Origin of the sequence: Caldalkalibacillus thermarum (genome assembly GCF_014644735.1) — a bacterium.
Taxonomy (GTDB): domain Bacteria; phylum Bacillota; class Bacilli; order Caldalkalibacillales; family Caldalkalibacillaceae; genus Caldalkalibacillus; species Caldalkalibacillus thermarum.
This window is the reverse complement of sequence record NZ_BMKZ01000019.1, coordinates 36609-60431: the sequence shown is the minus strand read 5'-3', so window position 1 is coordinate 60431 and position 23823 is coordinate 36609. Positions and strand designations below refer to the sequence as shown.

At 51.5% G+C, this 23823-nt stretch carries 22 protein-coding genes; all 22 read left to right on the top strand.

The window, feature by feature from the left end; genetic code table 11:
• Window positions 1-136: 136 nt before the first annotated feature.
• Entirely contained in the window at window positions 137-3547 is a 3411-nt protein-coding gene (locus tag IEW48_RS09275; RefSeq protein ID WP_188623566.1) for a methylmalonyl-CoA mutase family protein, read from the top strand.
• A 107-nt stretch (window positions 3548-3654) separates the two neighbouring features.
• Complete coding sequence (gene rpoE, locus IEW48_RS09270) at window positions 3655-4152, top strand: DNA-directed RNA polymerase subunit delta (RefSeq protein WP_229704003.1); 498 nt, start codon at window positions 3655-3657, stop codon at window positions 4150-4152.
• Window positions 4153-4435: 283 nt separating this feature from the next.
• The gene (gene pyrG / locus IEW48_RS09265; protein WP_188623565.1) at window positions 4436-6037 is read left to right on the top strand and encodes a CTP synthase; all 1602 of its coding nucleotides are present in this window, start codon (window positions 4436-4438) and stop codon (window positions 6035-6037) included.
• Window positions 6038-6249: 212 nt separating this feature from the next.
• Window positions 6250-6624 carry a response regulator gene (locus tag IEW48_RS09260; RefSeq protein WP_188623564.1) on the top strand — a complete coding sequence of 125 codons (375 nt, stop codon included), beginning with the start codon at window positions 6250-6252 and terminating at the stop codon, window positions 6622-6624.
• A 76-nt stretch (window positions 6625-6700) separates the two neighbouring features.
• The gene (fba, locus tag IEW48_RS09255) at window positions 6701-7567 is read left to right on the top strand and encodes a class II fructose-1,6-bisphosphate aldolase (protein ID WP_007504629.1); all 867 of its coding nucleotides are present in this window, start codon (window positions 6701-6703) and stop codon (window positions 7565-7567) included.
• Window positions 7568-7583: 16 nt separating this feature from the next.
• On the top strand, window positions 7584-8228 hold the full coding sequence (fsa, locus tag IEW48_RS09250; RefSeq protein WP_188623563.1) for a fructose-6-phosphate aldolase: 645 nt from the start codon (window positions 7584-7586) through the stop codon (window positions 8226-8228).
• Window positions 8229-8312: 84 nt separating this feature from the next.
• Window positions 8313-9599, top strand: a complete 1287-nt coding sequence (gene murA / locus IEW48_RS09245; RefSeq protein WP_188623562.1) for a UDP-N-acetylglucosamine 1-carboxyvinyltransferase — start codon at window positions 8313-8315, stop codon at window positions 9597-9599.
• A 219-nt stretch (window positions 9600-9818) separates the two neighbouring features.
• Complete coding sequence (gene glpX / locus IEW48_RS09240) at window positions 9819-10802, top strand: class II fructose-bisphosphatase (protein WP_188623561.1); 984 nt, start codon at window positions 9819-9821, stop codon at window positions 10800-10802.
• A 69-nt stretch (window positions 10803-10871) separates the two neighbouring features.
• Entirely contained in the window at window positions 10872-12140 is a 1269-nt protein-coding gene (rho, locus tag IEW48_RS09235; RefSeq protein WP_188623560.1) for a transcription termination factor Rho, read from the top strand.
• A gap of 133 nt (window positions 12141-12273) precedes the next feature.
• Entirely contained in the window at window positions 12274-13338 is a 1065-nt protein-coding gene (locus IEW48_RS09230) for a M23 family metallopeptidase (RefSeq protein ID WP_229704006.1), read from the top strand.
• Window positions 13339-13501: 163 nt separating this feature from the next.
• A complete protein-coding gene (rpmE, locus tag IEW48_RS09225) occupies window positions 13502-13705 on the top strand; it encodes a 50S ribosomal protein L31 (RefSeq protein WP_007506168.1) in 204 nt (67 codons plus the stop codon).
• A 139-nt stretch (window positions 13706-13844) separates the two neighbouring features.
• Entirely contained in the window at window positions 13845-14474 is a 630-nt protein-coding gene (locus IEW48_RS09220; RefSeq protein WP_188623567.1) for a thymidine kinase, read from the top strand.
• Complete coding sequence (gene prfA, locus IEW48_RS09215; RefSeq protein WP_188623558.1) at window positions 14429-15499, top strand: peptide chain release factor 1; 1071 nt, start codon at window positions 14429-14431, stop codon at window positions 15497-15499. The genes IEW48_RS09220 and prfA overlap by 46 nt, the downstream gene beginning before the upstream one ends.
• Window positions 15499-16515 (top strand): peptide chain release factor N(5)-glutamine methyltransferase, encoded by a 1017-nt coding sequence (prmC, locus tag IEW48_RS09210; RefSeq protein WP_188623557.1) that lies wholly within the window; start codon window positions 15499-15501, stop codon window positions 16513-16515. Before prfA ends, prmC begins: the two co-directional genes overlap by 1 nt.
• A gap of 139 nt (window positions 16516-16654) precedes the next feature.
• Window positions 16655-17365: a stage II sporulation protein R gene (spoIIR, locus tag IEW48_RS09205; protein ID WP_188623556.1), complete on the top strand. Its 711-nt coding sequence runs from the start codon at window positions 16655-16657 to the stop codon at window positions 17363-17365.
• Between the two features lie 267 nt (window positions 17366-17632).
• Complete coding sequence (locus IEW48_RS09200) at window positions 17633-18769, top strand: L-threonylcarbamoyladenylate synthase (protein WP_188623555.1); 1137 nt, start codon at window positions 17633-17635, stop codon at window positions 18767-18769.
• A 143-nt stretch (window positions 18770-18912) separates the two neighbouring features.
• Window positions 18913-19428 (top strand): manganese efflux pump MntP, encoded by a 516-nt coding sequence (locus tag IEW48_RS09195; RefSeq protein WP_371874855.1) that lies wholly within the window; start codon window positions 18913-18915, stop codon window positions 19426-19428.
• A gap of 68 nt (window positions 19429-19496) precedes the next feature.
• The gene (locus tag IEW48_RS09190) at window positions 19497-19946 is read left to right on the top strand and encodes a low molecular weight protein arginine phosphatase (protein ID WP_188623553.1); all 450 of its coding nucleotides are present in this window, start codon (window positions 19497-19499) and stop codon (window positions 19944-19946) included.
• A 124-nt stretch (window positions 19947-20070) separates the two neighbouring features.
• A complete protein-coding gene (locus IEW48_RS09185) occupies window positions 20071-21363 on the top strand; it encodes a methyl-accepting chemotaxis protein (protein WP_188623552.1) in 1293 nt (430 codons plus the stop codon).
• A gap of 47 nt (window positions 21364-21410) precedes the next feature.
• Window positions 21411-21857 carry a ribose 5-phosphate isomerase B gene (gene rpiB / locus IEW48_RS09180; RefSeq protein WP_007506157.1) on the top strand — a complete coding sequence of 149 codons (447 nt, stop codon included), beginning with the start codon at window positions 21411-21413 and terminating at the stop codon, window positions 21855-21857.
• A 4-nt stretch (window positions 21858-21861) separates the two neighbouring features.
• Entirely contained in the window at window positions 21862-22419 is a 558-nt protein-coding gene (locus IEW48_RS09175) for a TIGR01440 family protein (protein WP_007506156.1), read from the top strand.
• A gap of 92 nt (window positions 22420-22511) precedes the next feature.
• Entirely contained in the window at window positions 22512-23753 is a 1242-nt protein-coding gene (glyA, locus tag IEW48_RS09170; protein ID WP_188623551.1) for a serine hydroxymethyltransferase, read from the top strand.
• Window positions 23754-23823: the final 70 nt, after the last annotated feature.

Below are 23823 nucleotides of genomic sequence, written 5' to 3'. Positions count from 1 at the left end.
GCGCACCCTAGGTCTGTAAGATATCCACAAAACTGAAAAAGGATGTAAGGGATTTTGTCGAAAAATATTTTTTGGACACCCCTGAGAGGCCGAAAAGCCTTGATAGATCAACATTTCTAGAGGGAGGTTGAGCAGCATGAGCGGGCACAACGTGTATCAAGCTAAACATAAACTCCGCTTTGTAACCGCTTCCAGTTTGTTTGACGGACATGATGCCGCCATTAATGTGATGCGCCGCATTTTGCAAGCATCTGGCACAGAAGTGATCCATCTTGGACACAACCGGTCCGTTGATGAGGTCGTCGATGCCGCCATTCAGGAGGATGTACAGGGCATTTGCGTCAGTTCCTATCAGGGCGGCCATATGGAGTATTTTAAGTATATGTATGACCTGTTAAATGAGCGGGGAGCCGGTCATATTAAAATTTTTGGCGGGGGCGGCGGGGTTATTACTCCGCCCGAAATTAAAGAATTGCACGACTATGGGATTACACGGATCTTTTCCCCTGAAGACGGGCGGCAGCTTGGCCTGCAAGGCATGATTAACAAGGTGATGGAAGCTGCTGATTTTTCACCGCTGGACGTTGGCAACCTCCCCTTAGATGAACACGCTGTCGAAAAGCTGAGCGTCAAAGAGACGCAGCTGATCGCCCGCTTGATTACCTTGGCAGAAAATGCTTACGAGACCATAGGACAGCGGGAACGGGTCACCATTGCCTCGGGGGGCGTACAGCTTGAACCTGTGGATGAAAAGACCCGCCGGCTGTTTAGGGCCATCAAGTCCAAAGCGGAAGCGAACCGGCGCGCACCTGTGCTGGGGATTACCGGTACAGGCGGTGCGGGCAAAAGCTCCTTAACCGATGAGTTGGTCCGCCGTTTCCTCAATGAGTATGAGGACAAAACAGTGGCGATTATTTCCGTCGATCCTTCCAAACAAAAAACGGGCGGAGCGCTGCTGGGAGACCGCATCCGCATGAATGCCATCTATAATCCGCGGGTCTATATGCGCAGTCTGGCTACCCGCTCCTCCCGCACAGAGTTAAGCGAGGCTGTCCATGAAGCGGTTGAAGTCGTCAAAGCCGCCGGATTTGACCTCATTATTGTGGAAACAAGCGGCATCGGGCAGGGCGATGCGGAAATCACCAATGTGTGTGATTTGTCCATGTACGTGATGACCAGTGAATTTGGTGCACCCAGCCAGCTGGAAAAAATCGAAATGCTGGATTATGCTGACTTGATCGCCATTAACAAATTTGACCGCAAAGGATCAGAAGATGCTTTGCGGGAGGTGCACAAGCAATATAAGCGCAACCACCAGTTGTTTAACACGCCGGATGAAGAACTGCCGGTATACGGCACGGTCGCCAGCCAGTTCCAGGATCCGGGCACCAACCGGTTGTTTGCGGCCTTGATTCGCAAAATTAACGAAAAGATGGGATTGGATTGGCCGGTCACCATTGCCACCGAAGGTGACTTGGTCAACAAAAACCAAATCATTCCCCCGGAGCGGACACACTATCTGGCTGAAATCGTGCAGACCGTGAAAGAATACCGCAAGTTTGTGGAAGAGCAGGCCCAGCTGGCCCGCAAATGGTATCAGCTGGAAGGGGCTCAACAAGCGCTGCGGGAAGCCCTGCACAGACAGGATGCTGATACGGCCGATGCCTTGGACACAGAGGAAATGGACGCTAAGAATCAGCAAAAACAGGACTCAGCATCGGTTGAAGCTGTTCTCAACCAGCTGGAAGAGCTGAAAGAGCACTATAAAAACAAGCTGGATCCTGAAGTGAGAAAACAGCTGGAGAAGTGGCCGGAACTGAAAGAAACTTACAAGCAGGATCAGCATGTGGTCAAGGTGCGTGACAAAGAAATTGTGACGGAATTGTACACCACTTCTCTGGCTGGGACCAAGATTCCCAAGGTCGCCCTGCCCCGCTATGAAGATTGGGGAGACATTGTCAAATGGCTGCTGAAGGAAAACGTCCCGGGCCGCTTCCCGTTTACAGCCGGGGTATTCCCCTTCAAACGCAAAGGGGAAGATCCGACGCGCATGTTTGCCGGAGAGGGGACGCCAGAGCGGACCAACCGCCGCTTCCACTACCTGTCCAAAGACAGTGAAGCGAAACGTTTGTCTACTGCCTTTGACAGCGTCACCTTGTATGGCCATGATCCCGATGAGCGGCCGGACATCTACGGCAAAATAGGGGAAAGCGGGGTCAGTGTCTGCACCTTGGACGATATGAAAAAGCTGTATGCCGGCTTTGACCTGTGCGCCCCTAACACCAGTGTCTCCATGACCATCAATGGTCCGGCGCCCATTATCCTGGCCATGTTCTTTAATACGGCCATCGACCAGCAGATCGACAAATTTAAGGAACGTGAAGGCCGCGAACCAACCCCAGAGGAACGGGAGCAAATCAAAGCTTACACCTTGCAGACGGTGCGCGGCACGGTGCAGGCCGATATCCTGAAAGAAGACCAGGGGCAAAACACCTGCATTTTCTCCACCGATTTTGCTTTGCGCATGATGGGCGACATTCAGGAGTACTTTATTAAGCACAAGGTGCGCAACTACTATTCGGTCAGCATTTCCGGCTACCATATTGCTGAAGCGGGAGCCAACCCCATCACCCAACTGGCCTTTACCCTGGCCAACGGTTTCACCTATGTGGAGTACTATCTCAGCCGGGGCATGCACATTGATGATTTTGCACCCAATTTGTCGTTCTTCTTCAGCAACGGCCTTGATCCGGAATATACGGTGATCGGCCGGGTGGCCCGCCGCATCTGGTCTGTCGTGATGAAGTACAAGTACGGGGCTAACGAACGGAGCCAGAAACTGAAGTATCACATTCAGACCTCAGGCCGGTCCTTGCACGCCATGGAGATTGACTTTAATGACATCCGCACCACCTTGCAAGCCTTGATGGCCATTTACGACAATTGTAACTCCTTGCATACCAATGCCTATGACGAAGCGATCACCACACCGACCGAACAATCGGTGCGCCGGGCCATGGCCATTCAGCTGATTATCAATAAAGAACTGGGCTTGGCCAAAAACGAAAACCCGCTGCAAGGATCGTTTATTATCGAAGAGCTGACTGACCTGGTGGAAGAGGCCGTTTTGATGGAACTGAAGCGGATCAGCGACCGGGGCGGAGTGCTGGGGGCCATGGAAACACAGTATCAGCGCAGTAAAATCCAGGAAGAATCTCTCTATTACGAGCAGAAGAAGCATTCCGGCGAGCTGCCCATCATCGGGGTGAACACCTTCCTCAATCCGAACAAACAAGCAGAAGAAGAATTTAATCTGGAGCTGGCCCGGGCGACCAAGGAAGAGAAAGACCAGCAAATCGCCAACCTCCGCGCTTTCCAGGAGAGAAATAAAGACAAGGCGCCCCAAGCGCTGGAGCGCCTGAAGGAAACTGCCCGTTCCGGAGGCAACATCTTTGCCGAGCTGATGAATACCGTCCGGGTGGCCAGTCTGGGGCAAATCACGCAAGCGTTATATGAAGTGGGCGGACAATACCGCCGCAATATGTAAATCCTCCGAAAAGGGTGTGGCATAAAATCCTTTATTCAGTCTATAATGTAGTGATAGAATCATCACTGACAGTGCATACCAGAGACTGAAGAAGGGAAGTGCTAGGATTGAGTGCGCTCAAGGAACTCGATCAACTGACCATCCAGGAAATGTCAATGGTCGATCTTGTTTACCATCTCCTTAAAGAAGCCAAAGAGCCCAAACCTTTTGATACTTTGTTTAAAGAAGTGATGGACCTGAAGGGCATTGCAGATGAGCAAAGAAAAACCTTGATCGCCCGGCTGTATACGGAGATTAATGTAGATGGCCGCTTCATGCCCGTGGGGGACAACCTGTGGGGCTTGCGCAGCTGGTATCCCGTCGAACAGACGGATGAACCTGTGGTGGCCGAGTCTAAGAAGAAAAAGAAAAAGCATGATCCGGACGATGATTACTATGATGATGACCTGGCTGACGAATTAGAGGATGACGTACTGGACGACGAAGAACTTTACGATGAAGACCTGGAAGACGGTTTGGACACCGATCTGGATGAACCGCTGGATGATGAACTGGATGATGAGTTTCCCCCGTTTGATGACCTGGATGATGACAATATTAAATGAGATCTTCAATAAGATTCTCAAGGCCTGCCGGTAAGCATGCGGTAGAAGAAGCCTATTTCAAAACTTGACATCTTTGTGCTGAAGGAGTAACATATGTGCTGGGCCAAAACTTGAACAGACCATGTTCGCCTTCATGCTTAAGAGCATGAAGGAAGCCAATAGCTCAGAGCTTAAGGCGCCCCTACAAAGGGGTGCCTTTTTCTTATACACAAGAGGTTGAAGACAAGAGGTTTAAGACTCCCCACATCAGTTACACTAGGAAAGAGAAAAAGGAGGATCACGCATGACAAAATACATCTTTGTCACAGGCGGAGTTGTGTCATCGTTGGGGAAGGGGATTACGGCAGCCTCTTTGGGCCGCTTATTGAAAAACCGGGGGCTCAAAGTGACCATTCAAAAGTTTGATCCTTACATTAATGTCGACCCGGGGACGATGAGTCCTTACCAGCATGGGGAAGTGTTTGTCACCCAGGATGGGGCTGAAACGGATCTGGATTTAGGGCATTATGAGCGCTTTATTGATATTAATTTGAACGCTAACAGCAATGTGACGACGGGTAAAATTTATTCTTCGGTCATCACCAAAGAGCGCCGGGGAGATTATCTGGGTGCCACGGTGCAGGTGATTCCCCACATCACCAACGAAATCAAGGACCGGGTCTTTAAGGCCGGAAAAGTGGACAATCCTGATGTGGTCATTACGGAGATCGGGGGAACGGTGGGCGATATTGAAAGTTTGCCTTTCCTGGAGGCCATCCGGCAGATTAAGAACGATATCGGCCGCGAAAACGTGCTGTACATTCATTGCACGCTGATTCCTTACTTAAAAGCGTCTGGTGAGTTGAAAACCAAGCCCACCCAGCACAGCGTGAAAGAGTTGCGCAGCATAGGCATCCAGCCGGATATTATTGTGTGCCGCACGGAACATAAGCTGTCCGAAGAAATGAAAGAAAAACTGGCCCTGTTTTGTGACATCGAAAAAGAAGCCGTCATTGAAGCGCAGGATGTGGACACTTTATATGAGGTCCCCCTTTTATTGCAAGAGCAGCATTTTGACGATTACGTGCTTCAAAAATTAGGGCTTCATGCACCAGAAGCCGATATGACCGAATGGAAAGAAATGGTGGCCAAAATTAAGAACTTAAGCCGCGTTACCGAGATCGCCCTGGTCGGTAAATATGTGACCCTGCCTGATGCCTACCTGTCTGTGGCCGAGGCTTTAAATCATGCGGGGATTGCCAATGATACCGAAGTGAACATTCGCTGGGTCAATTCAGAGGAAGTGACGGCCGAAAACGTAGCAGAAATACTGCAAAGTGTGGATGGTATTCTGGTTCCCGGCGGGTTTGGGGACCGGGGCATTGACGGCAAAATTGCCGCCATCCGCTATGCCAGGGAAAAGCGCATCCCGTTTTTGGGCATCTGCTTAGGGATGCAGCTGGCCTGTGTGGAATTTGCCCGCCACGTGCTTGGATTAGAGGGGGCCCACAGCTCTGAAATCAATCCGGATACCCCCTATCCTGTCATTGATCTTCTGCCTGAGCAGAAAGAGATTCAGGATTTGGGCGGAACGATGCGCCTGGGGCTTTATCCGTGCAAGTTGCATAAAAACAGCAAAGCTTATCAAGCCTACCAGGAGGAGCTGGTTTACGAGCGTCATCGCCACCGTTACGAATTTAACAATGAATTCCGCTCCCTGTTTGAACAGCACGGATTTAAATTTTCTGGCACATCGCCGGACGGGCGTTTGGTGGAAGTGATTGAGCTGGTGGATCATCCTTGGTTTGTGGCCAGCCAATATCATCCCGAGTTTACTTCCCGTCCCAACCGGTCCCAGCCATTGTTCAGAGAATTTATCAAACACGCCCTGGAGCACCAGGCTTAAGCTGGCCAAAGGTCTTTCAACGGAATGCTGCCGGAGGGATTAAAGAACAGGCCTTAAGAACTGCTTTGATTAGGACTTTTGATCCACGATTAAGATCACCGCTCCCCCTTCCCCCTGCTTTTTCTCACAAATGGGCGAAAAAAAAAAGGATTATGACGGTTTAAACGAGAATGTTACAATAAACGAACAGTTGGGAAAAGGTGGGGATCCATATGGCGCAAGCCAAGATCTTAATCGTGGATGATCAATACGGCATTCGGATGTTATTATCTGAGGTGTTTCAAAGTGAAGGTTACCTGACATTTGAAGCGGCCAATGGCCAACAGGCCCTGGAGATTACCAGGAAAGAGCGGCCGAACCTTGTGCTTTTAGATATGAAAATCCCGGGGATGAACGGCTTGGATATTTTGAAACACCTTAAAGAATATGACAGCACGATTCAGGTCATTATGATGACCGCCTACGGCGAGCTGGACATGATCAAGGAAGCTATGCAATTAGGCGTCTTGACCCATTTTGCCAAGCCTTTTGATATTAACGAGTTGCGCAAAAAAGTGGGAGAGTACTTGCTGTCCTTGACCTCGTAAAGATTCATTTGCTGGGAACCAAACAGGCTAGTATAATTAAAAAGGAATAAGATCAGTTAAGGAGGATACATACACCATGCCTTTGGTATCAATGACAGAAATGTTAAACAAGGCGGTTGAGGGGAAATATGCGGTTGGACAGTTTAATCTGAATAATCTTGAATTTACCCAGGCTATTTTGCAAGCGGCTGAGGAAGAGCGCTCTCCCGTCATTTTAGGTGTCAGTGAAGGTGCTGCCCGTTACATGGGAGGATTTAAGCTGGTTGTTAACATGGTCAAGGCTTTAATGGAGGAGTATAACGTAACTGTTCCAGTGGCCATTCACCTCGATCACGGGTCTTCGTTTGAAAATTGTGTGAAAGCCATTCACGCCGGTTTTACTTCAGTGATGATTGACGGTTCACACCTGCCCTTGGAAGAGAATATCGCCTTGACGAAAAAAGTAGTGGATGTGGCTCATGTCTTAGGCGTCTCCGTTGAGGCAGAATTAGGACGCATCGGCGGTCAGGAAGATGATTTGGTCGTAGACGATGCTGAAGCGATGTATGCCGTTCCTGAAGAATGTGAACGACTGGTGCGCGAAACGAAGGTGGACTGTTTGGCACCCGCTCTTGGGTCCGTGCACGGTCCATACAAAGGGGAGCCCAAATTGGGTTTTGACCGCATGGAAGTGATCCAAAAGCTGACAGGCGTTCCCCTTGTGCTGCACGGTGGAACCGGCATTCCGCTGAAAGATATTCAAAAAGCGATTTCATTGGGAACGGCCAAAATTAATGTCAATACGGAAAATCAAATGGCATCAGCCAAGACCGTGCGCCGTGTGCTGGAGGAAAACCCGTCCTTGTATGATCCGCGCAAATACCTTGGCCCGGCCAGGGAAACGATTAAAGAAACGGTCAAAGGAAAGATGCGGGAATTCGGCTCCAGTCAAAAAGCAGAATAACAGGAGGGGCAAAGTGATGAAATTCTTTATTGACAGCGCCAACTTGGACGAAATAAAGGAAGCTCATGCCTTAGGGATTTTGGCCGGGGTGACCACCAACCCCACACTGGTGGCTAAGGAAGGGGTTGATTTTCACACCCGCTTAAAGGAAATATGTGCAGTGGTGAAAGGGTCAGTCAGTGCCGAAGTGGTTAGCGAGAAAGCGGAGGACATGATTGCCGAAGGGGAAGAACTGGCCCGGATTGCCCCCCAAATTACCATTAAGGTGCCCATGACGGCTGAAGGATTAAAAGCGGTGCACGCCTTTCAGGAAAAAGGGATTAAAACCAATGTGACGCTTATTTTCTCTGCCAACCAGGCCCTGTTAGCTGCCCGGGCCGGTGCCACCTATGTCTCCCCGTTTTTGGGCCGCTTAGATGACATTGGCCATGATGGAATGGAACTCATTAGCGATATTGCTGAGATTTTTAGTCTCCATGATATCCAGACTGAAATTATCGCTGCTTCGATCCGCCATCCCCAGCATGTGCGGGAGGCGGCCTTGCGTGGCGCCCACATTGCCACGATTCCCTATAAGGTGCTTAAGCAACTGATCCAACATCCTTTAACTGATATTGGCATTGAAAAGTTTTTAAGAGACTGGGAAAAAACCCAGCAGTGACCGGATCACCCTGTTAAACCGGGTTCATTTGGTAAATACTATAGTTATAGTCTCAGACAGTGCACAGGAAGGAGACCATTCTTCATGGAAAACATCGTGATAGAAGGGGGTACTCCCTTAAAAGGCAGAGTTCAAATCAGCGGAGCCAAAAACAGCGCGGTTGCACTGATTCCAGCCACTATCCTGGCCGAATCGGAAACAGTGATTGACAACGTGCCCAATATTCGAGATGTACACATGCTGATTAAGCTATTAAAAGAGATTGGCGGACAAGTCCGTTTACAAGACGGTGAATTAACTGTTGACACCAGCCGGATCAAAGCTGTTCCGTTAACCAACGGACGGGTTAAACAATTGCGCGCTTCCTATTATCTGATGGGTGCCATGCTGGGAAGGTTCAAGCGGGCCACAATCGGCCTGCCTGGGGGATGCAATCTGGGTCCCCGGCCTATTGACCAGCATATTAAGGGCTTTGAAGCTTTGGGGGCCAGGGTGCGCACTGAAAAAGGCGCCATTTATTTGGAAGCTGAACGTTTGCGCGGGGCCCGCATCTATTTGGATGTGGTCAGTGTAGGTGCTACCATCAACATCATGCTGGCAGCTGTCAAAGCGGAAGGACAAACGATTATAGAGAATGCGGCCAAGGAGCCGGAGATCGTTGATGTGGCCACCTTGCTGTCTTCTATGGGAGCTAAAATTAAAGGGGCCGGAACTGATGTGATCCGCATCGAAGGGGTCAAACGGCTGTATGGCTGCCGTCACAGCATTATTCCCGACCGGATTGAGACGGGCACGTTCATGATTGCAGCCGCTGCCAGCCGCGGGCAAGTGATGGTGGATCAGGTGATCCCCAAACATGTGGAAGCCCTCTCTTCAAAGTTGCGTGAAATGGGTGTCAAAGTGATTGAAGCAGACGAACACATTATCGTCGATGCCACCCAAAGCACGCTTAAGGCTGTAGATATTAAAACCTTGGTTCATCCTGGCTTCCCGACCGACCTGCAGCAGCCGATGACCACGTTGCTGACACAGGCAGAGGGAACGAGCATTGTCACGGACACCATTTATAGTTCCCGTTTCAAGCAAGTGGATGAACTCAGGCGCATGGGCGCCAATATCAAAGTGGAAGGCCGTTCAGCCATTATTAACGGCCCGACACCGTTGACTGGTGCCAAAGTCACCGCCACTGACCTCCGAGCTGGCGCTGCCTTGGTGATTGCCGGCATTATTGCTTCCGGATTGACCGAGATCAGCGGTGTGGAGCATATTGAACGGGGCTATGAGCAGTTGGAAGCCAAATTCAAAGGCTTGGGGGCACACATTTGGCGTCAGTCAAGAGAAGGACAGGTTCCCCTGTACCGTGTTAAATAACCCATTCCTCTTCATCCTTACACCTCTCATCAATTTTTCCCGGATGGTTTGTGAGTGAAGACTTTGACTTTGATTGACAACGAGTGCTTGACAGTCAGCGTGAATCATTGTGTTGGCCATGATCTCTTCACAGGGAGATCATGGGTGCTGTTGTAAAAGCCTTTTCATGGGCAGGTTCAGGCGACACAGGGAAAGGAGATAACCAAGGGGGGGAACGACATGGAGAGAAGCTTGACCATGGAACTGGTCCGCGTCACTGAAGCAGCTGCCTTGGCTTCAGCCCGCTGGATGGGGCGCGGACGCAAGGAGGAGGCAGATGATGCGGCCACCACAGCCATGCGTAAAGTGTTTGATACCATTCCCATGCGGGGCACAGTGGTGATTGGTGAGGGGGAAATGGATGAAGCGCCCATGCTCTATATTGGTGAAAAATTAGGGACAGGTCAGGGGCCCGAGGTCGATGTGGCTGTTGACCCTCTGGAAGGCACCAACATTGTGGCCAAAGGCACATGGAATGCCTTGTCCGTGATTGCCATTGCCGACAAGGGCAATTTGCTCCATGCTCCGGACATGTATATGGAGAAAATTGCCGTGGGGCCTGCTGCCGTCGGCCAGATTGACCTGAACGCGTCAGTGACAGATAATTTAAAAGCCGTGGCGAAAGCAACCAATAAAGATATTTCCGATTTGGTTGCAGTCATTTTGGACAGGGAAAGACACCAGAAAATTATAGAGGAGATACGCCAAGCGGGCGCCCGCATCAAGCTGATTTCTGATGGGGATGTGGCCGCAGCCATTAATACGGCTTTTGAAAACACGGGCGTGGATATCTTGTTCGGCATCGGCGGTGCGCCTGAAGGGGTGATCGCCGCTGTTGCCTTAAAGTGTCTGGGTGGCGAAATTCAGGGACGTCTTGTCCCTCAAACGGAGGAAGAGTGGGAACGGTGCAAACGGATGGGCATCACCAACCCCAATCAGGTCTTGCGTATGGATGACCTGGTCTCAGGGGACGATGCCATTTTCGCTGCCACCGGTGTCACTGATGGAGAGCTGTTAAGGGGTGTGCGTTTCCAGGGGAATACAGCGGAAACCACATCGGTGGTCATGAGGGCCAAATCGGGAACGGTGCGCTTTATTCACGCCAAGCACCGGCTGGAACGGAAACCTCACATGGTGATTGAAGAGGATCAAGATGACCGTTAACAAATAAATTCAGCTACAGACACAGCACCAAAAAGGGATTAAATCTATGAAAAGTGGTGGGAGAAGACGATGACAACACATTTAGAGTTAGCCAGTTTGGAAGAAAAGAAATTAAGCGAACTATATAAACTGGCTAGGGAGTATAAAATCTCCTATTACTCGCAACTGAAAAAGAAAGAGTTGATTTTTGCCATTCTTAAAGCTCAAGCTGAGAAAGACGGTTATTTGTTTATGGAAGGCGTTCTTGAGATTTTAAGCGAAGGTTACGGCTTTTTGCGCCCGATCAATTATTCGCCTTCCTCTGAAGATATTTATATTTCTGCCTCCCAGATCCGCCGTTTTGAACTGAGGAACGGAGACAAAGTATCGGGAAAAGTGAGACCGCCCAAGGAAAACGAACGTTATTTCGGCTTGTTGCATGTGGACGCGGTGAACGGCCAGGATCCCGAACTGGCTAAGGAACGGGTGCACTTTCCCGGACTCACCCCTGTCTACCCGGATAAAAAACTGGTCCTGGAGACCACCCCGGATAAGCTGGCTCCCCGCATCATTGACTTGATTGCCCCGGTCGGGTTGGGACAACGGGGATTGATTGTGGCCCCTCCCAAGGCGGGGAAAACCATGCTGCTGAAGGAAATCGCCAACAGCATTACCACCAATTATCCAGAAATTGAGCTGATTGTCCTTTTAATCGACGAGCGTCCCGAAGAAGTGACTGATATGCAACGCTCTGTGAAAGGTGAAGTGGTCAGTTCCACATTTGATGAGATGCCTGAAAATCACATCCGTGTGGCGGAATTGGTTTTGGAACGGGCCATGCGTTTGGTGGAACATAAAAAAGATGTGGTCATTCTATTAGACAGCATTACCCGCCTGGCACGGGCCTACAACCTCGTGATTCCCCCGAGCGGGCGCACCTTGTCCGGCGGGATAGATCCGGCTGCTTTTCACCGCCCCAAGCGTTTCTTTGGTGCAGCACGGAATATTGAAGAGGGGGGCAGTTTGACCATTTTGGCAACCGCCTTAATTGATACAGGATCACGCATGGATGATGTGATTTACGAAGAATTTAAGGGGACCGGCAATATGGAACTGCATCTGGACCGCCGTCTCGCTGAACGGCGGATTTATCCGGCTATTGACATCCGGCGCTCAGGCACGCGCCGGGAAGAACTGTTGCTGGATCCCGATGACCTGGAAAAATTGTGGGCGATTCGACAAAAGATGAGTGAAAACCCTGATTTTACCGAGCAATTTATCCGCAAATTAAAAGCCACCAAATCAAATGCGGAGTTTATGGCCTTATTCGAATCAACCAAATCTCCTTCGGCTTCATAGCATCACCCATTTGACTTTGCGGCTATGTCACCACCTGACCGCCTTCAAGAGAGTACAGGTGGTGATATTTTTTTGCCTGGAAGCATAGGATTGTAAATAATGCTGCCTGAAGGAGGGACGTTTTTTGGGCTCAGTGAAAAAAGTGGTGGCGACAACCCTGGTTTTAACGGGCGGTGCTGCCTGGCAGGCCATGGATGGAGAAGCCTCTGAGCTGCGGGAAGGCGGCTATCTGGACGAGGACTTAGAAGAGCTGGAAGCGGAGTTGCTTGAAAAAGCGCTGCGTCACTATACCAATCCTCTCAACCGGTTTCACTTGGAAGTGGAAGAAGAGGACAGGGAGGAGTACGTCACTTATATTGTCCAAGCGGGGGACACCTTGTCGGGCATTGCCCAAACGTTTGGCATCCCCGTGAAGGAAATTGTGGAGCAGAACGGGATAGCCAATAAAAATTTTATCCGGGAAGGGCAAGAATTGAAGATTCGGTTGAAAGAAATAGAATACGTGGTCCGGCATGGAGATACCTTAGAGACCATTGCCAAACGGCATGGTGTCAGTTTGGAGGAGTTATTCGCCCACAACGCCCAGTTACGTTTCAATAACAGGACGGTGTTTCCCGGCCAGATGATCAACATTCCGACTGTTCCCCCGGAGCCGGTTCACCAACCTGTGCTGACACCCCCGCAGCACAAAGCGCCTGTCACTGTCACCAGCCGCACGGCCAACCGCACAACAGAAGGCAATGAGCAGGAGAGAACAGTAAACTCAGCTTCTCCCGAGAGTTCAGCGGCCTCAACAGGTGCTGTTTCGGCAAGCGAAATCGGCCTTTTCTCCTGGCCGCTAAAAGGGCAGATCACCAGTCCCTTTGGCATGAGGTGGGGGCGCATGCACAATGGGCTGGACATTGCCAACCCTGAAAAAGAGGCAGCGGTGCGTGCCGCACGGGGCGGGGTGGTGAAGCAAGCCTATTACCATAGGGGAGGTTACGGCCACATGGTCATTATCGATCATGGCCAGGGTGTGGAAACCTACTATGCCCACCTCAGCCAAATCATGGTCAGCAAGGGGCAGTCCATTGCCGAAGGGGAGGTGCTGGGCTACCAAGGTATGACGGGAAATGCCACCGGTTACCATCTTCACTTTGAAGTGCGCCTGAACAATAAGCCCCTGAATCCCATTCACTATCTTCCCCAGTTTTGATCGTCCGTCGTTCTTACTCCTGTCAGCCCTGCCCCCTGATGTCTATTTTCCATCATCTTCTCTCCTGGTCCGGTTGCCAAAAAGAATTGAACCATGCTATAATATGATATGTTTTGAAGGAACTCTGTTTCGGTTGATTCAGGGCAAAAAGGAGTGAGAGAAGATGAAACAAGGCATTCACCCTAATTATCATATAACCAAAGTGGTTTGTCAGTGCGGACATGAGTTTGAAACGGGTTCCACCAAGGCCGAAGTCCTGCGCGTGGAGATCTGCTCCAATTGCCATCCGTTCTTTACCGGAAAGCAAAAATATGTTGATGCAGGCGGGCGTGTGGACCGTTTCAAAAGAAAATACAACCTGCAGTAAACAGCGGCACAACCGTGTGTTTGCGAGCAGCGGCACAACCGTGTGTTGGCGATGGAAAACAGGCAAGAATGCTTGCCTGTTTTTTACTACCCATGTGGCTTGTTCATGTTGATTATGAAGCTTGGGGGCGCTTTGATTGATGTATGTAAACAAGCGAGACGGATGGATTGAAGTGATTTGCGGCAGCATGTTTTCGGGCAAGAGCGAAGAATTAATCCGCAGGGTGCGTCTGGCCCGTTATGCTAAACAACCCACCCAAGTGTTTAAACCGGTCATTGATAACCGTTACAGCGAGGTGGCTGTGGTTTCCCATAATGGGGTCTCCATCCCCGCTACTTGCGTGGAACAGGCCAGCCACATTGCGGAACAGGTACGCAACGAGACGGCATGTGTGGCCATCGACGAGGTCCAGTTTTTTGATGAGACGGTGGTGGAGGTGGCCCAGTATTTGGCCGATCAAGGGAAACGGGTCATCTGTGCCGGTCTGGATCAGGATTTCCGTGGACAACCTTTCGGCCCCACCCCGCTTTTATTGGCTTGTGCCGAATATGTGACCAAATTGCAGGCCGTGTGTGCCTGTTGCGGGGCACCCGCCAGCCGGACCCAGCGGCTGATCAACGGAGAGCCGGCCCATGTGGACGATCCGGTTATTTTGGTGGGGGCCAAGGAAAGCTATGAACCGCGCTGCCGCCATTGCCATGAAGTGAAGGGAGTGAAGGCTTCATGTTTGACCGGTTACGAGCATTGGAAAATCGTTACGAAGAATTGAACCGCTTGCTGTCGGATCCGGCCGTGGCCAGTGATCCGAAGAAATTGCGCGACTACTCCAAGGAGCAGTCGGAACTGGAAGAAACGGTAACGTGTTACCGTGAGTATAAAGATGTGGTCCAGCAATTAACGGATGCCAAATCGATGCTGGAAGAGAAACTGGATGATGAACTGCGGGAGATGGTCAAAGAGGAAATTGCCGTCCTGAGTGAAAAAAAAGAAGCATTGGAAGAAAGGTTAAAAATTCTCCTGCTCCCCAAAGATCCCAATGATGAGAAAAACGTCATTGTGGAGATCCGCGGGGCAGCGGGCGGTGATGAAGCGTGCCTGTTTGCCGGGGATCTGTACAAAATGTATACCCGCTATGCGGAAGATAAGGGTTGGAAGATTGAAGTGATCGAAGCCCACCCCAATGATCTGGGCGGTTACAAAGAGATTATTTTTTCCATTAATGGTAAAGGCGCTTACAGCCGCTTAAAATATGAAAGTGGAGCCCACCGTGTCCAGCGCGTTCCTGTGACGGAGTCCGGCGGGCGCATCCATACCTCCACGGCCACTGTAGCGGTCCTGCCCGAGGCGGAGGAAATTGATGTGGAGATTGATGAGAAGGATATTCGCGTGGATGTATTCTGTTCCAGCGGTCCCGGCGGGCAAAGTGTCAACACCACTCAGTCGGCCGTACGCTTGACCCACATCCCGACCGGAATCGTTGTCTCTTGTCAAGATGAGAAATCCCAGCATAAAAATAAAGAGAAAGCGATGAAAATCTTGCGTGCCCGCGTTTATGACAAGTATCTGCAAGAGGCCCAGAACGAGTATGCCAGCATCCGCAAGTCTGCCGTAGGAACGGGGGACCGCAGTGAGCGCATCCGCACCTATAATTTCCCGCAAAGCCGTGTCACCGACCACCGCATCGGCCTTACGCTGCACAAACTGGACCAAGTGTTAAACGGCGAGCTGGATGAAATCATTGATGCGCTCATTGTGCACGAACAGACGGCCCTTCTGGAGCGTCAGGAAGCCTGATGGATCAACCGAAAACGATGCGCACTTGCCGAGAAGCCCTGGTCTGGGCTTCTTCTTTATTGCAGCAAGCGGGCCTCAACCCCAAAGTGGCAGAATGGGTTTTAACCCATGTGCTGGCTGCAGGGCGGGCCGAATTTTTGAACATGCTGGATCAACCGCTGCCTGAGGAGCAGAAAGAAACATTTGTCGCGTATCTGGAGCGTATCCTGCAGGGAGAACCTTATCAGTATGTGCTGGGGTCCGCCGAGTTTTACGGCCGTGAGTTTGTGGTGAACCGGAACGTGCTGATTCCCCGCCCGGAGACAGAGTTATTGGTTGAAGCGGTGTTAAAGCTGTGGCAGAGTAACTGGTGGGAGCGGAAGAACCGCGGAGAAAGAAGGATGGCCTCCCCTGGACAGCCCGTTAGAGCTGGCAGCCAGCCCCCTAAAGGACGGCCCCTTAAAGCGGTCGATGTGGGCACTGGCAGCGGGGCAATCGCTGTTACCCTTGCGCTGGAAACGGCTGGTGGCCGCCAGGGTGAGGGGAATGGAGGTCAGGGACAACCCGCTCAAGACGGACCAATGGCTTCTCCGCTGGAGATGCTGGCCGTAGATATTTCTCCTGCTGCCTTGAAGGTAGCTAAAATCAATGCCGAGCGCTGGCAGGCCAAAGTGGAATTGATGCACAGCAACTGGCTGCAAGCCTTAATTGAAACGGGGCACAAGGTAGACGTGATTGTCTCCAATCCTCCCTATGTCTCCCTTGAGGAACGGTATGTTTTGGACCGGACAGTGGTGGACTATGAGCCCCACCTGGCCCTTTTCGCTGGGGACGGCGGGCTCTTGGGTTACAAGCAGATTGTCCGCCAGTCTCCCGCCGTGTTAAACCGGCCGGGTGTTTTGGCCTTTGAGGTCGGCCGGGGGCAGGCGGAAGAGGTGATCGCCATCATACAGGCCGTGTATCCTGAAGCACAGTGTTCAGTCATCCCTGACTGGCAGGGCATCGGGCGGGTCGTGGTGGCTAAAATAGAAGCTTGACGAGATTTGTCGGACAAAACTTCCCTTCTCCAAGGTTTAAATTCCGGCGCTTTAGTCCAAGCTGAGACTAACGAGAGAACAGGTAAAGGACCATAGAGCAACAAAGCGCAAAGCATGGCCTTGGAGAGGGGAAACCAAGATGAACAAACGCTTTTACCAGCTGTATATGTATGTGCTGACCGGACTGGTGATTGTGGTGATGAGCTGGGAATACCAGCGGGCGACAGCTGCTTCGCTGGTGGTAGAGACAGAGATTCCAGAAGAGTCGCTCCGCTTGCGTATCTTGGCCAACAGTGACAGCCCCAGGGATCAGTGGCTGAAAGAGGAAGTGATGGGCGAAGTGGTGGAGCTGGTGAGCCAGTGGGCAGGTGACATGGAGGACATTGCTGAAGCCCGGGAGGTCATAGCCGGTTCCCTGGACGAGCTGGAACAGGTGGTCGGTCAAACGATTCAGTCGCGGGGTTTTAACTATTCCTACAGTGTCCGCTATGGACAGATTCCCTTTCCGACTAAGTTGTATGGCAGCCGTCTGTATCCAGCAGGGGAATATGAAGGCGTGCTGATTACGATCGGAGCCGGGCAGGGAGAAAATTGGTGGTGTGTCCTCTTTCCCCCCCTCTGTTTTGTAGACTTTGGGACCGGAGATGTTTTGGAGACTGAAACCGTTGCGGATCAACGGGCAGATGACCGGGAGGGTTTCCGGGATGGTGCCGGGCAAAAGAAAGACACCGGGCTCGCTGGGGCAACAGATGATAGAGCAGATGATGGAGCAGATGATGGAGAGCAAGAGCTTGAGATCCGCTTTTTCTTGGTGGAACTGTTGGCTAAGGTGAAAAGTCTGTTTGTTTAGCCCCAAAGGGATAAGGATTCGTAGCGGTGTTTTCCCGTACTGTGGTTAGGCAACCTGAGGGAAAGCACCGCTTTTTGATTTGGACAGGTTTGCTTGTTTTAATCTTGTTTAAACAGGTGCGAGGAGGTGCCTGGAAAGGGTATAATAAACTTTAACTTACCTCCGACAGAAGTCTCCCACTTCTAAGCGTTAGCGCAGGTGGTGGGAGTATGTCGCGGCCAAAGCTGGGAGACACACCAGGTTTCAGGCAAAGGAGTTTGGGCGCTCATGGAACACCAATGGCAGACCAAATATTGGGATATCCACAACATTGTGGATAAAGATGTTGACAACTTAATCACTCATCCACATATTCAAGAAGCGGCCAGCTGGATCAACAGGGATGAACCGGTCGCTTTTCCCACTGAGACGGTTTATGGATTAGGCGCCAATGCTTTATCGGACAAGGCTGTGCAAAAAATTTTTGCCGCTAAAGGAAGACCGGCGGATAACCCCTTAATTGTCCACATCTCCTGTGTGGATAAGTTGGCAGGGATTGTGGATAAAGTACCGGACAAAGCCCGGATCTTAATGGAAAAGTTTTGGCCAGGACCGTTAACCTTGGTTCTGCCCTGCGGCAGTCAAGTTTCCCGGATCGTCACAGCTGGTTTGGACACGGTGGCCGTACGCATGCCAGCACATCCTGTCGCGCTGGCACTGATTGAGGCCTGCGGCAAACCACTGGCAGCACCTAGTGCCAACCGTTCTGGAAAACCCAGTCCCACCCGGGCAGAGCATGTGTGGCATGATTTGGCCGGCCGGATTGTGGGTGTCTTGGACGGAGGAGAAACGGGGATCGGCCTGGAGTCAACCGTTGTGGATGTCACAGGAGAAGTTCCGGTTCTCTTGCGTCCGGGCGGGGTGACCAAAGGGGAGCTGGAAGCGGTGATTGGCCCCGTTGACGTGGACCCTGCCCTCAAGCACAGCATGGAACTGGCCCACAGCCCCCAAACCTTCCGCCCCCGTTCACCGGGGATGAAATATAAACATTATGCGCCGGACGGAGAGGTTTTTCTTGTCTCTTTGGCTAAGGGCATTCAAGAGATGCGCCGCTTCATTCAGGACTGTGTCAACCGGGACCGGCAACAGGGCTATACAGTGGCTGTGTTAACAACAGATGATGGCCTGTCATGCTATTCAGCTGATTTGGTGCTCTCCCTTGGTGACAGGGAAGAGCTCCAAACCGTGGCTCAGCGGATCTATGATGCCTTGCGCCAGGTGGATCAGGCGCGCATGCAAAAAATATACATTGAATCTTTTCCGCCTGAAGCTGTGGGCGAGGCTATTATGAACCGTTTGCACAAGGCGGCCCAGGGACGCATGCTGGAACCAAGGCCGCTGTCAAACTCTTCAAGCACACATTGAAGCCTGCGGATGAACTTTATCAAGCAGTAAAAAGCGTCTGGCTTGTACTGATTTCCTTCCCCCTCGCATATGTTGAAAGAGACAAGGGGGGAGGATTGGTGCTGGACGCTGTTCACGCTGGAGAGCTGATCACGTTAGGCCTGATGGCCGTTGCCCTGGGTCTGGATGCCTTTTCCATGTGTTTAGGTATCGGCATGATGCGGCTGGGCTTCAGACAAATGGCAGCCATTGGTTTATGTAATGGCCTGTTCCATATTCTCATGCCTTTGACCGGTATCATGCTTGGACAGGTGATCGGAGATATCGTTGGGCATTTGGTGCTCTCGATCGGGGGGATATTGCTGATCTTGTTTGGGATTCACATGGTCTATTCCTCCCTGTTTAGCGCCGCTGCGCCGTCCCAGTGGCTGAAGACAACAGGAGTGGGCTTGCTCCTGTGTTCCATTAGTGTGAGTATGGACAGCTTTTCCGTTGGATTGTCCCTCGGTTTGTTTTCTGTTAATACCTGGCTGGCTATTGTCCTGTTCGGTGTTTCCGGTCTGGTGCTGACCGTGCTGGGGTTAATTTTGGGCCGGTATGTGGGAGACTGGATCGGGCAATATAGCGAGGCCGTTGGCGGCGTGATATTGTTAACTATTGGCTTGAAGTTCCTGTTCTGAACCGTTCAAAACTGATACATAGCGGGAACAACTGAGGCGCATAGAATAATGGGTAAGGAGGGATCTGTTTGAAACATATTTTATTTGTGTGTACAGGCAATACCTGCCGCAGTCCCATGGCGGAATATTTGTTGCGGCACAAAGCAGGTGAACAGTATGAGGTGAAATCGGCCGGCCTGGCTGCCTTACCTGGCCAGGATGCGTCCGGCCATGTTAAACAATTACTCAGTGAACAGGGCATTACGGTTGAACATCAGTCCCAGATGGTGACGCCTGAGCTGATGGAGTGGGCCGATTTGGTGCTGACTATGACGGAGGCCCACACGCACAGGTTGAAAGAGCAGTTTCCAGATAAGAGAGACATCATCTTTACGCTGAAAGCCTATGTAGATCCGGATCATGAAGATCCCAATATCTCTGATCCGTTTGGCGGAGACAAGGACGTGTACGCGGCAACGTTGAAGGAAATTGATGAGTGGCTGGACCGTTTTGTCCAGAAAGATGGCCGCTCAGATTAATCTCGTTTTATACAACTCATTCTCCAAATTGTCACAAATTTGATATCCTTAAAGAAGGGACTCTGCTTACGGTTGGGGAATGTAAATAGAAAAGAGTCCCTTTTAGCATTGAGGAGGATGGGTTGTGAACAACAAAGTAAAGCAGCGCTATAAGTTCAGTTTGCAGAAAAAGATGGTTGCCGGGGTTGTGACGCTGGCGCTGATCACTTATGGTTGCAGTGCCTTTTTCATTTTTGTGGTCAGTGAGTATTTTCCCGGGGTGAGCGATGTGTCTTTCACACTGCTCACTTTCAGCCTGGGCGTCATTTGGTCAGGTATTCTGGGCTATGTTGCCGCCAAGCGGATCTCTAAACCCATTCAGCGTTTGGCCCAAGCGATGCACACTGCCGCGACCGGAGATTTGCGGGTCAAGTTTGAGGGGTATCGTTCCGACGACGAGGTCAAGGCCTTGGGCCACGCTTTTAACCAAATGGTAGATCAATTGCAGGGCATGGTGAAAGATATTTCCCATCATTTTGAGCAAACCAACCGGCAGGTGGAGGAGCTGTCACAAGCTTCCGATTCGGCGGCGGAGCAGGCGGAAACAATCAGCCGCACCATTGAAGAAATTGCCTCCGGCGCTGAACGGTCTGCGGCCAGTGTCCAGGCTGCGGTGGAATCGGTGGAATCAGCGTCGGACATGGCTGAAGAGGTGAACCGTTACGCCCAGGAATCACAGCAACTGGCAAAAGAAATGGTCAAGGCCTTGAACCAGAGCAGTGAGTCGGTCCGTTCCCTGATCGAAGGGATGGACCATTTAGCCGCCCTTAATCAAGACTCATTGCAAGTGGTTTCCCGTCTGGAGAAGCAAGCGCAGGAAATTAATGAAATTACGGAAATGGTGGGGGATATTGCCGAGCAAACCAATATGCTGGCCCTTAATGCTTCCATTGAGGCGGCCCGGGCCGGTGAACATGGGCGGGGGTTTGCAGTGGTGGCCCAGGAAGTGCGCCAGCTGGCGGATGAAAGCCGGCAGGCCGTAGGGCGCATTACAGCGTTGATCAACCACATTCACCAGGGTGTGGATCAAGTGGTGAAGCAGATTGAAGCCCAGGTGGCCCGGGCTGAGACGGAGTCGGCTAAAGGAGCAGCCGCCCGGGAAGCCCTGGAAGCCATCAGCCGTTCCATTCACAAAGTGGTGGATGCCATCTCCCATATTACCCGGCTGGCTGAAGAACAAACACAGGCCATGAAACGGACCCTGGATGAAGCGCAAGGGGTGGCCGCCGTCTCCCAACAAACATCAGCCGGAGCCCAGCAAGTGGCCGCCTCTGTTGAAGAGCAGACGGCGGTGATGGAAGAGATTGCTGCCACTGCGCAAGTATTGGAACATGAGGCGAAAAACTTGCATGAAAAAATTAGTCGCTTTACTTTTTGAGGGTATAATAGCAACGAAAACAGGTTCACGTTCAAGGGGGATAAACCGTGAAAATTGCCATTGGCTCAGATCATGGAGGCTATCGTTTGAAGGAAGAGATCAAAAGCATGTTGGTGGAATTAGGTCATGAGGTGGAAGATTTCGGCTGTCACTCTTGCCAATCTGTGGATTACCCCGATTATGCTTCTCCTGTGGCCCAGAAGGTGGCTGAGGGCGAATTTGAGCGGGGTATTCTGATTTGTGGAACGGGGATCGGCATGTCTATTACAGCCAATAAAATTAAGGGCATCCGCTGTGCCCTCGTGCATGATACCTTTAGCGCCAGGATGACCCGTTTGCATAATGACAGCAATGTATTGGCCATGGGAGAGCGGGTGATTGGTCCCGGATTGGCCAAAGAGATTGTGAAAGTGTGGCTGGAGACCGAGTTTGAAGGGGGACGCCACGCCCGCCGCGTGGAGAAGATCACTGCGCTGGAGGAAACAAGGGGGTGAGCAGATGAAGTTAACCTCCATCTATGCCCAAACCCGGCAGGTGCTCCAGGACCTTTTGGCCCAATATCCCCTGGGACCGAAGCAGATTTTGGTGCTGGGGGTCAGCACCAGCGAAGTGCTGGGGCAAAAGATCGGCACCCATGGCAGCGAAGCTGTGGCGGAGGCGATCTTCAATGCCGTGGAAGAGACGCGCCAGGCCCATGGGTTTCATGTGGCCTATCAATGCTGTGAACATCTGAATCGGGCCCTGGTGGTGGAACGGAACACGGCTGAGCTGTTTCAACTGGAAGAAGTGACGGTCATCCCGGCCCCCAAAGCAGGGGGAGCGATGGCAGCCTATGCTTACCGCCACTTGGCTGATCCGGTCATGGTGGAACATATCCAGGCCCATGCAGGGATCGATATTGGCGATACCTTGATCGGCATGCACCTTAAACATGTGGCAGTGCCAGTCAGGGGCACGCTCAAACAAGTGGGGGAGGCCCATGTGACCATGGCCAAGACACGTCCCAAACTGATCGGGGGATCAAGGGCCATTTACGAACTGGAGAAAAGGGATTGATTTACTGTGTTGATTTGCTATAGTAGTTAAAAGTACATATTCATTGTGCTGAACTTGATCTGTACCGAATGGATAAAAGGGGGAAGCAAGGGATGGACATCCTGCATAAGCAAGATCCGGAAATTTATGCGGCGATTCAGGCGGAACTGGGCCGCCAGCGCAGCAAAATTGAGCTGATTGCCTCCGAGAACTTTGTCAGCCGGGCTGTTTTGGAAGCCATGGGCAGCGTGCTGACCAATAAATATGCGGAAGGTTATCCGGGCCGCCGCTATTACGGTGGTTGTGAACACGTGGATGTGGCTGAGGAACTGGCCAGAGAACGGGTGAAGAAACTGTTTGGCGCTGAACATGCCAATGTTCAGCCCCATTCGGGCGCCCAAGCCAACATGGCCGTTTATTTTACCGTTCTACAACCGGGTGACACGGTATTGGGCATGAATCTCTCCCACGGGGGCCACTTGACCCACGGCAGTCCGGTCAACTTTTCCGGAACCCTGTACAACTTTGTTGATTACGGTGTAGACCCGGACACGCACCGGATAGACTATGACCAGGTATTGGAGAAGGCCAAGCAACACAAGCCCAAGCTGATCGTGGCTGGCGCAAGCGCCTACCCGCGCGTGATCGATTTTGCCCGCTTAAAAGAGATTGCCGATGAAGTGGGGGCCTTACTGATGGTGGATATGGCCCACATCGCTGGACTGGTGGCTACCGGCCATCATCCTTCACCGGTTCCTTATGCCGATTTCGTCACCTCTACCACGCACAAAACATTGCGCGGACCCCGGGGCGGTTTAATTTTATGTAAAGCTGAATACGCCAAACAGATCGATAAAGCTGTCTTCCCTGGTATGCAGGGCGGGCCGTTGATGCACATCATTGCGGCCAAAGCGGTCGCGTTCAAGGAAGCGCTCAGTCCTGAATTTAAAGCATACTCCCAGGCTATAATTGACAACGCCAAACAATTGGCCGAAAGTCTGATTGAGCGCGGATTCAAGCTGGTGTCCGGCGGAACGGACAACCACTTGATCCTGATCGATGTGCGCAACTTCAATCTGACGGGTAAACAGGCCGAACACCTGCTGGATGAGGTGGGCATTACCTGCAATAAAAACACGATTCCGTTTGACCCGGAAAGCCCGTTTGTCACGAGCGGCATCCGTATTGGCACGGCAGCGGTCACAACCAGAGGATTTGATACACAAGCAATGGAAGAAATTGCCGACCTCATGGCCCTGACGCTCAAACATCCTGAGGACGAAAGGAAACAGCAAGAAGCGAGAGAACGGGTCCGGCAGCTGACGGAACGCTTCCCGCTCTATCCCGAACTGTGATCAACTGTTCAATAATCTGTCATCATAAAGTTTGATTATCACCGCAACAAGCCCAGCAGAATTAAGAGAA

Excerpts from the sequence above, each read along its gene's own strand:
- IEW48_RS09275 (WP_188623566.1), top strand. The coding sequence starts at position 137 with ATGAGCGGGCACAACGTGTATCAAGCTAAACATAAACTCCGCTTTGTA.
- pyrG (WP_188623565.1), top strand. The coding sequence starts at position 4,436 with ATGACAAAATACATCTTTGTCACAGGCGGAGTTGTGTCATCGTTGGGG.
- IEW48_RS09260 (WP_188623564.1), top strand. The coding sequence starts at position 6,250 with ATGGCGCAAGCCAAGATCTTAATCGTGGATGATCAATACGGCATTCGG.
- fba (WP_007504629.1), top strand. The coding sequence starts at position 6,701 with ATGCCTTTGGTATCAATGACAGAAATGTTAAACAAGGCGGTTGAGGGG.
- fsa (WP_188623563.1), top strand. The coding sequence starts at position 7,584 with ATGAAATTCTTTATTGACAGCGCCAACTTGGACGAAATAAAGGAAGCT.
- murA (WP_188623562.1), top strand. The coding sequence starts at position 8,313 with ATGGAAAACATCGTGATAGAAGGGGGTACTCCCTTAAAAGGCAGAGTT.
- glpX (WP_188623561.1), top strand. The coding sequence starts at position 9,819 with ATGGAGAGAAGCTTGACCATGGAACTGGTCCGCGTCACTGAAGCAGCT.
- rho (WP_188623560.1), top strand. The coding sequence starts at position 10,872 with ATGACAACACATTTAGAGTTAGCCAGTTTGGAAGAAAAGAAATTAAGC.
- rpmE (WP_007506168.1), top strand. The coding sequence starts at position 13,502 with ATGAAACAAGGCATTCACCCTAATTATCATATAACCAAAGTGGTTTGT.
- IEW48_RS09220 (WP_188623567.1), top strand. The coding sequence starts at position 13,845 with ATGTATGTAAACAAGCGAGACGGATGGATTGAAGTGATTTGCGGCAGC.
- prfA (WP_188623558.1), top strand. The coding sequence starts at position 14,429 with ATGTTTGACCGGTTACGAGCATTGGAAAATCGTTACGAAGAATTGAAC.
- prmC (WP_188623557.1), top strand. The coding sequence starts at position 15,499 with ATGGATCAACCGAAAACGATGCGCACTTGCCGAGAAGCCCTGGTCTGG.
- spoIIR (WP_188623556.1), top strand. The coding sequence starts at position 16,655 with ATGAACAAACGCTTTTACCAGCTGTATATGTATGTGCTGACCGGACTG.
- IEW48_RS09200 (WP_188623555.1), top strand. The coding sequence starts at position 17,633 with ATGGAACACCAATGGCAGACCAAATATTGGGATATCCACAACATTGTG.
- IEW48_RS09195 (WP_371874855.1), top strand. The coding sequence starts at position 18,913 with ATGGCCGTTGCCCTGGGTCTGGATGCCTTTTCCATGTGTTTAGGTATC.
- IEW48_RS09175 (WP_007506156.1), top strand. The coding sequence starts at position 21,862 with ATGAAGTTAACCTCCATCTATGCCCAAACCCGGCAGGTGCTCCAGGAC.
- glyA (WP_188623551.1), top strand. The coding sequence starts at position 22,512 with ATGGACATCCTGCATAAGCAAGATCCGGAAATTTATGCGGCGATTCAG.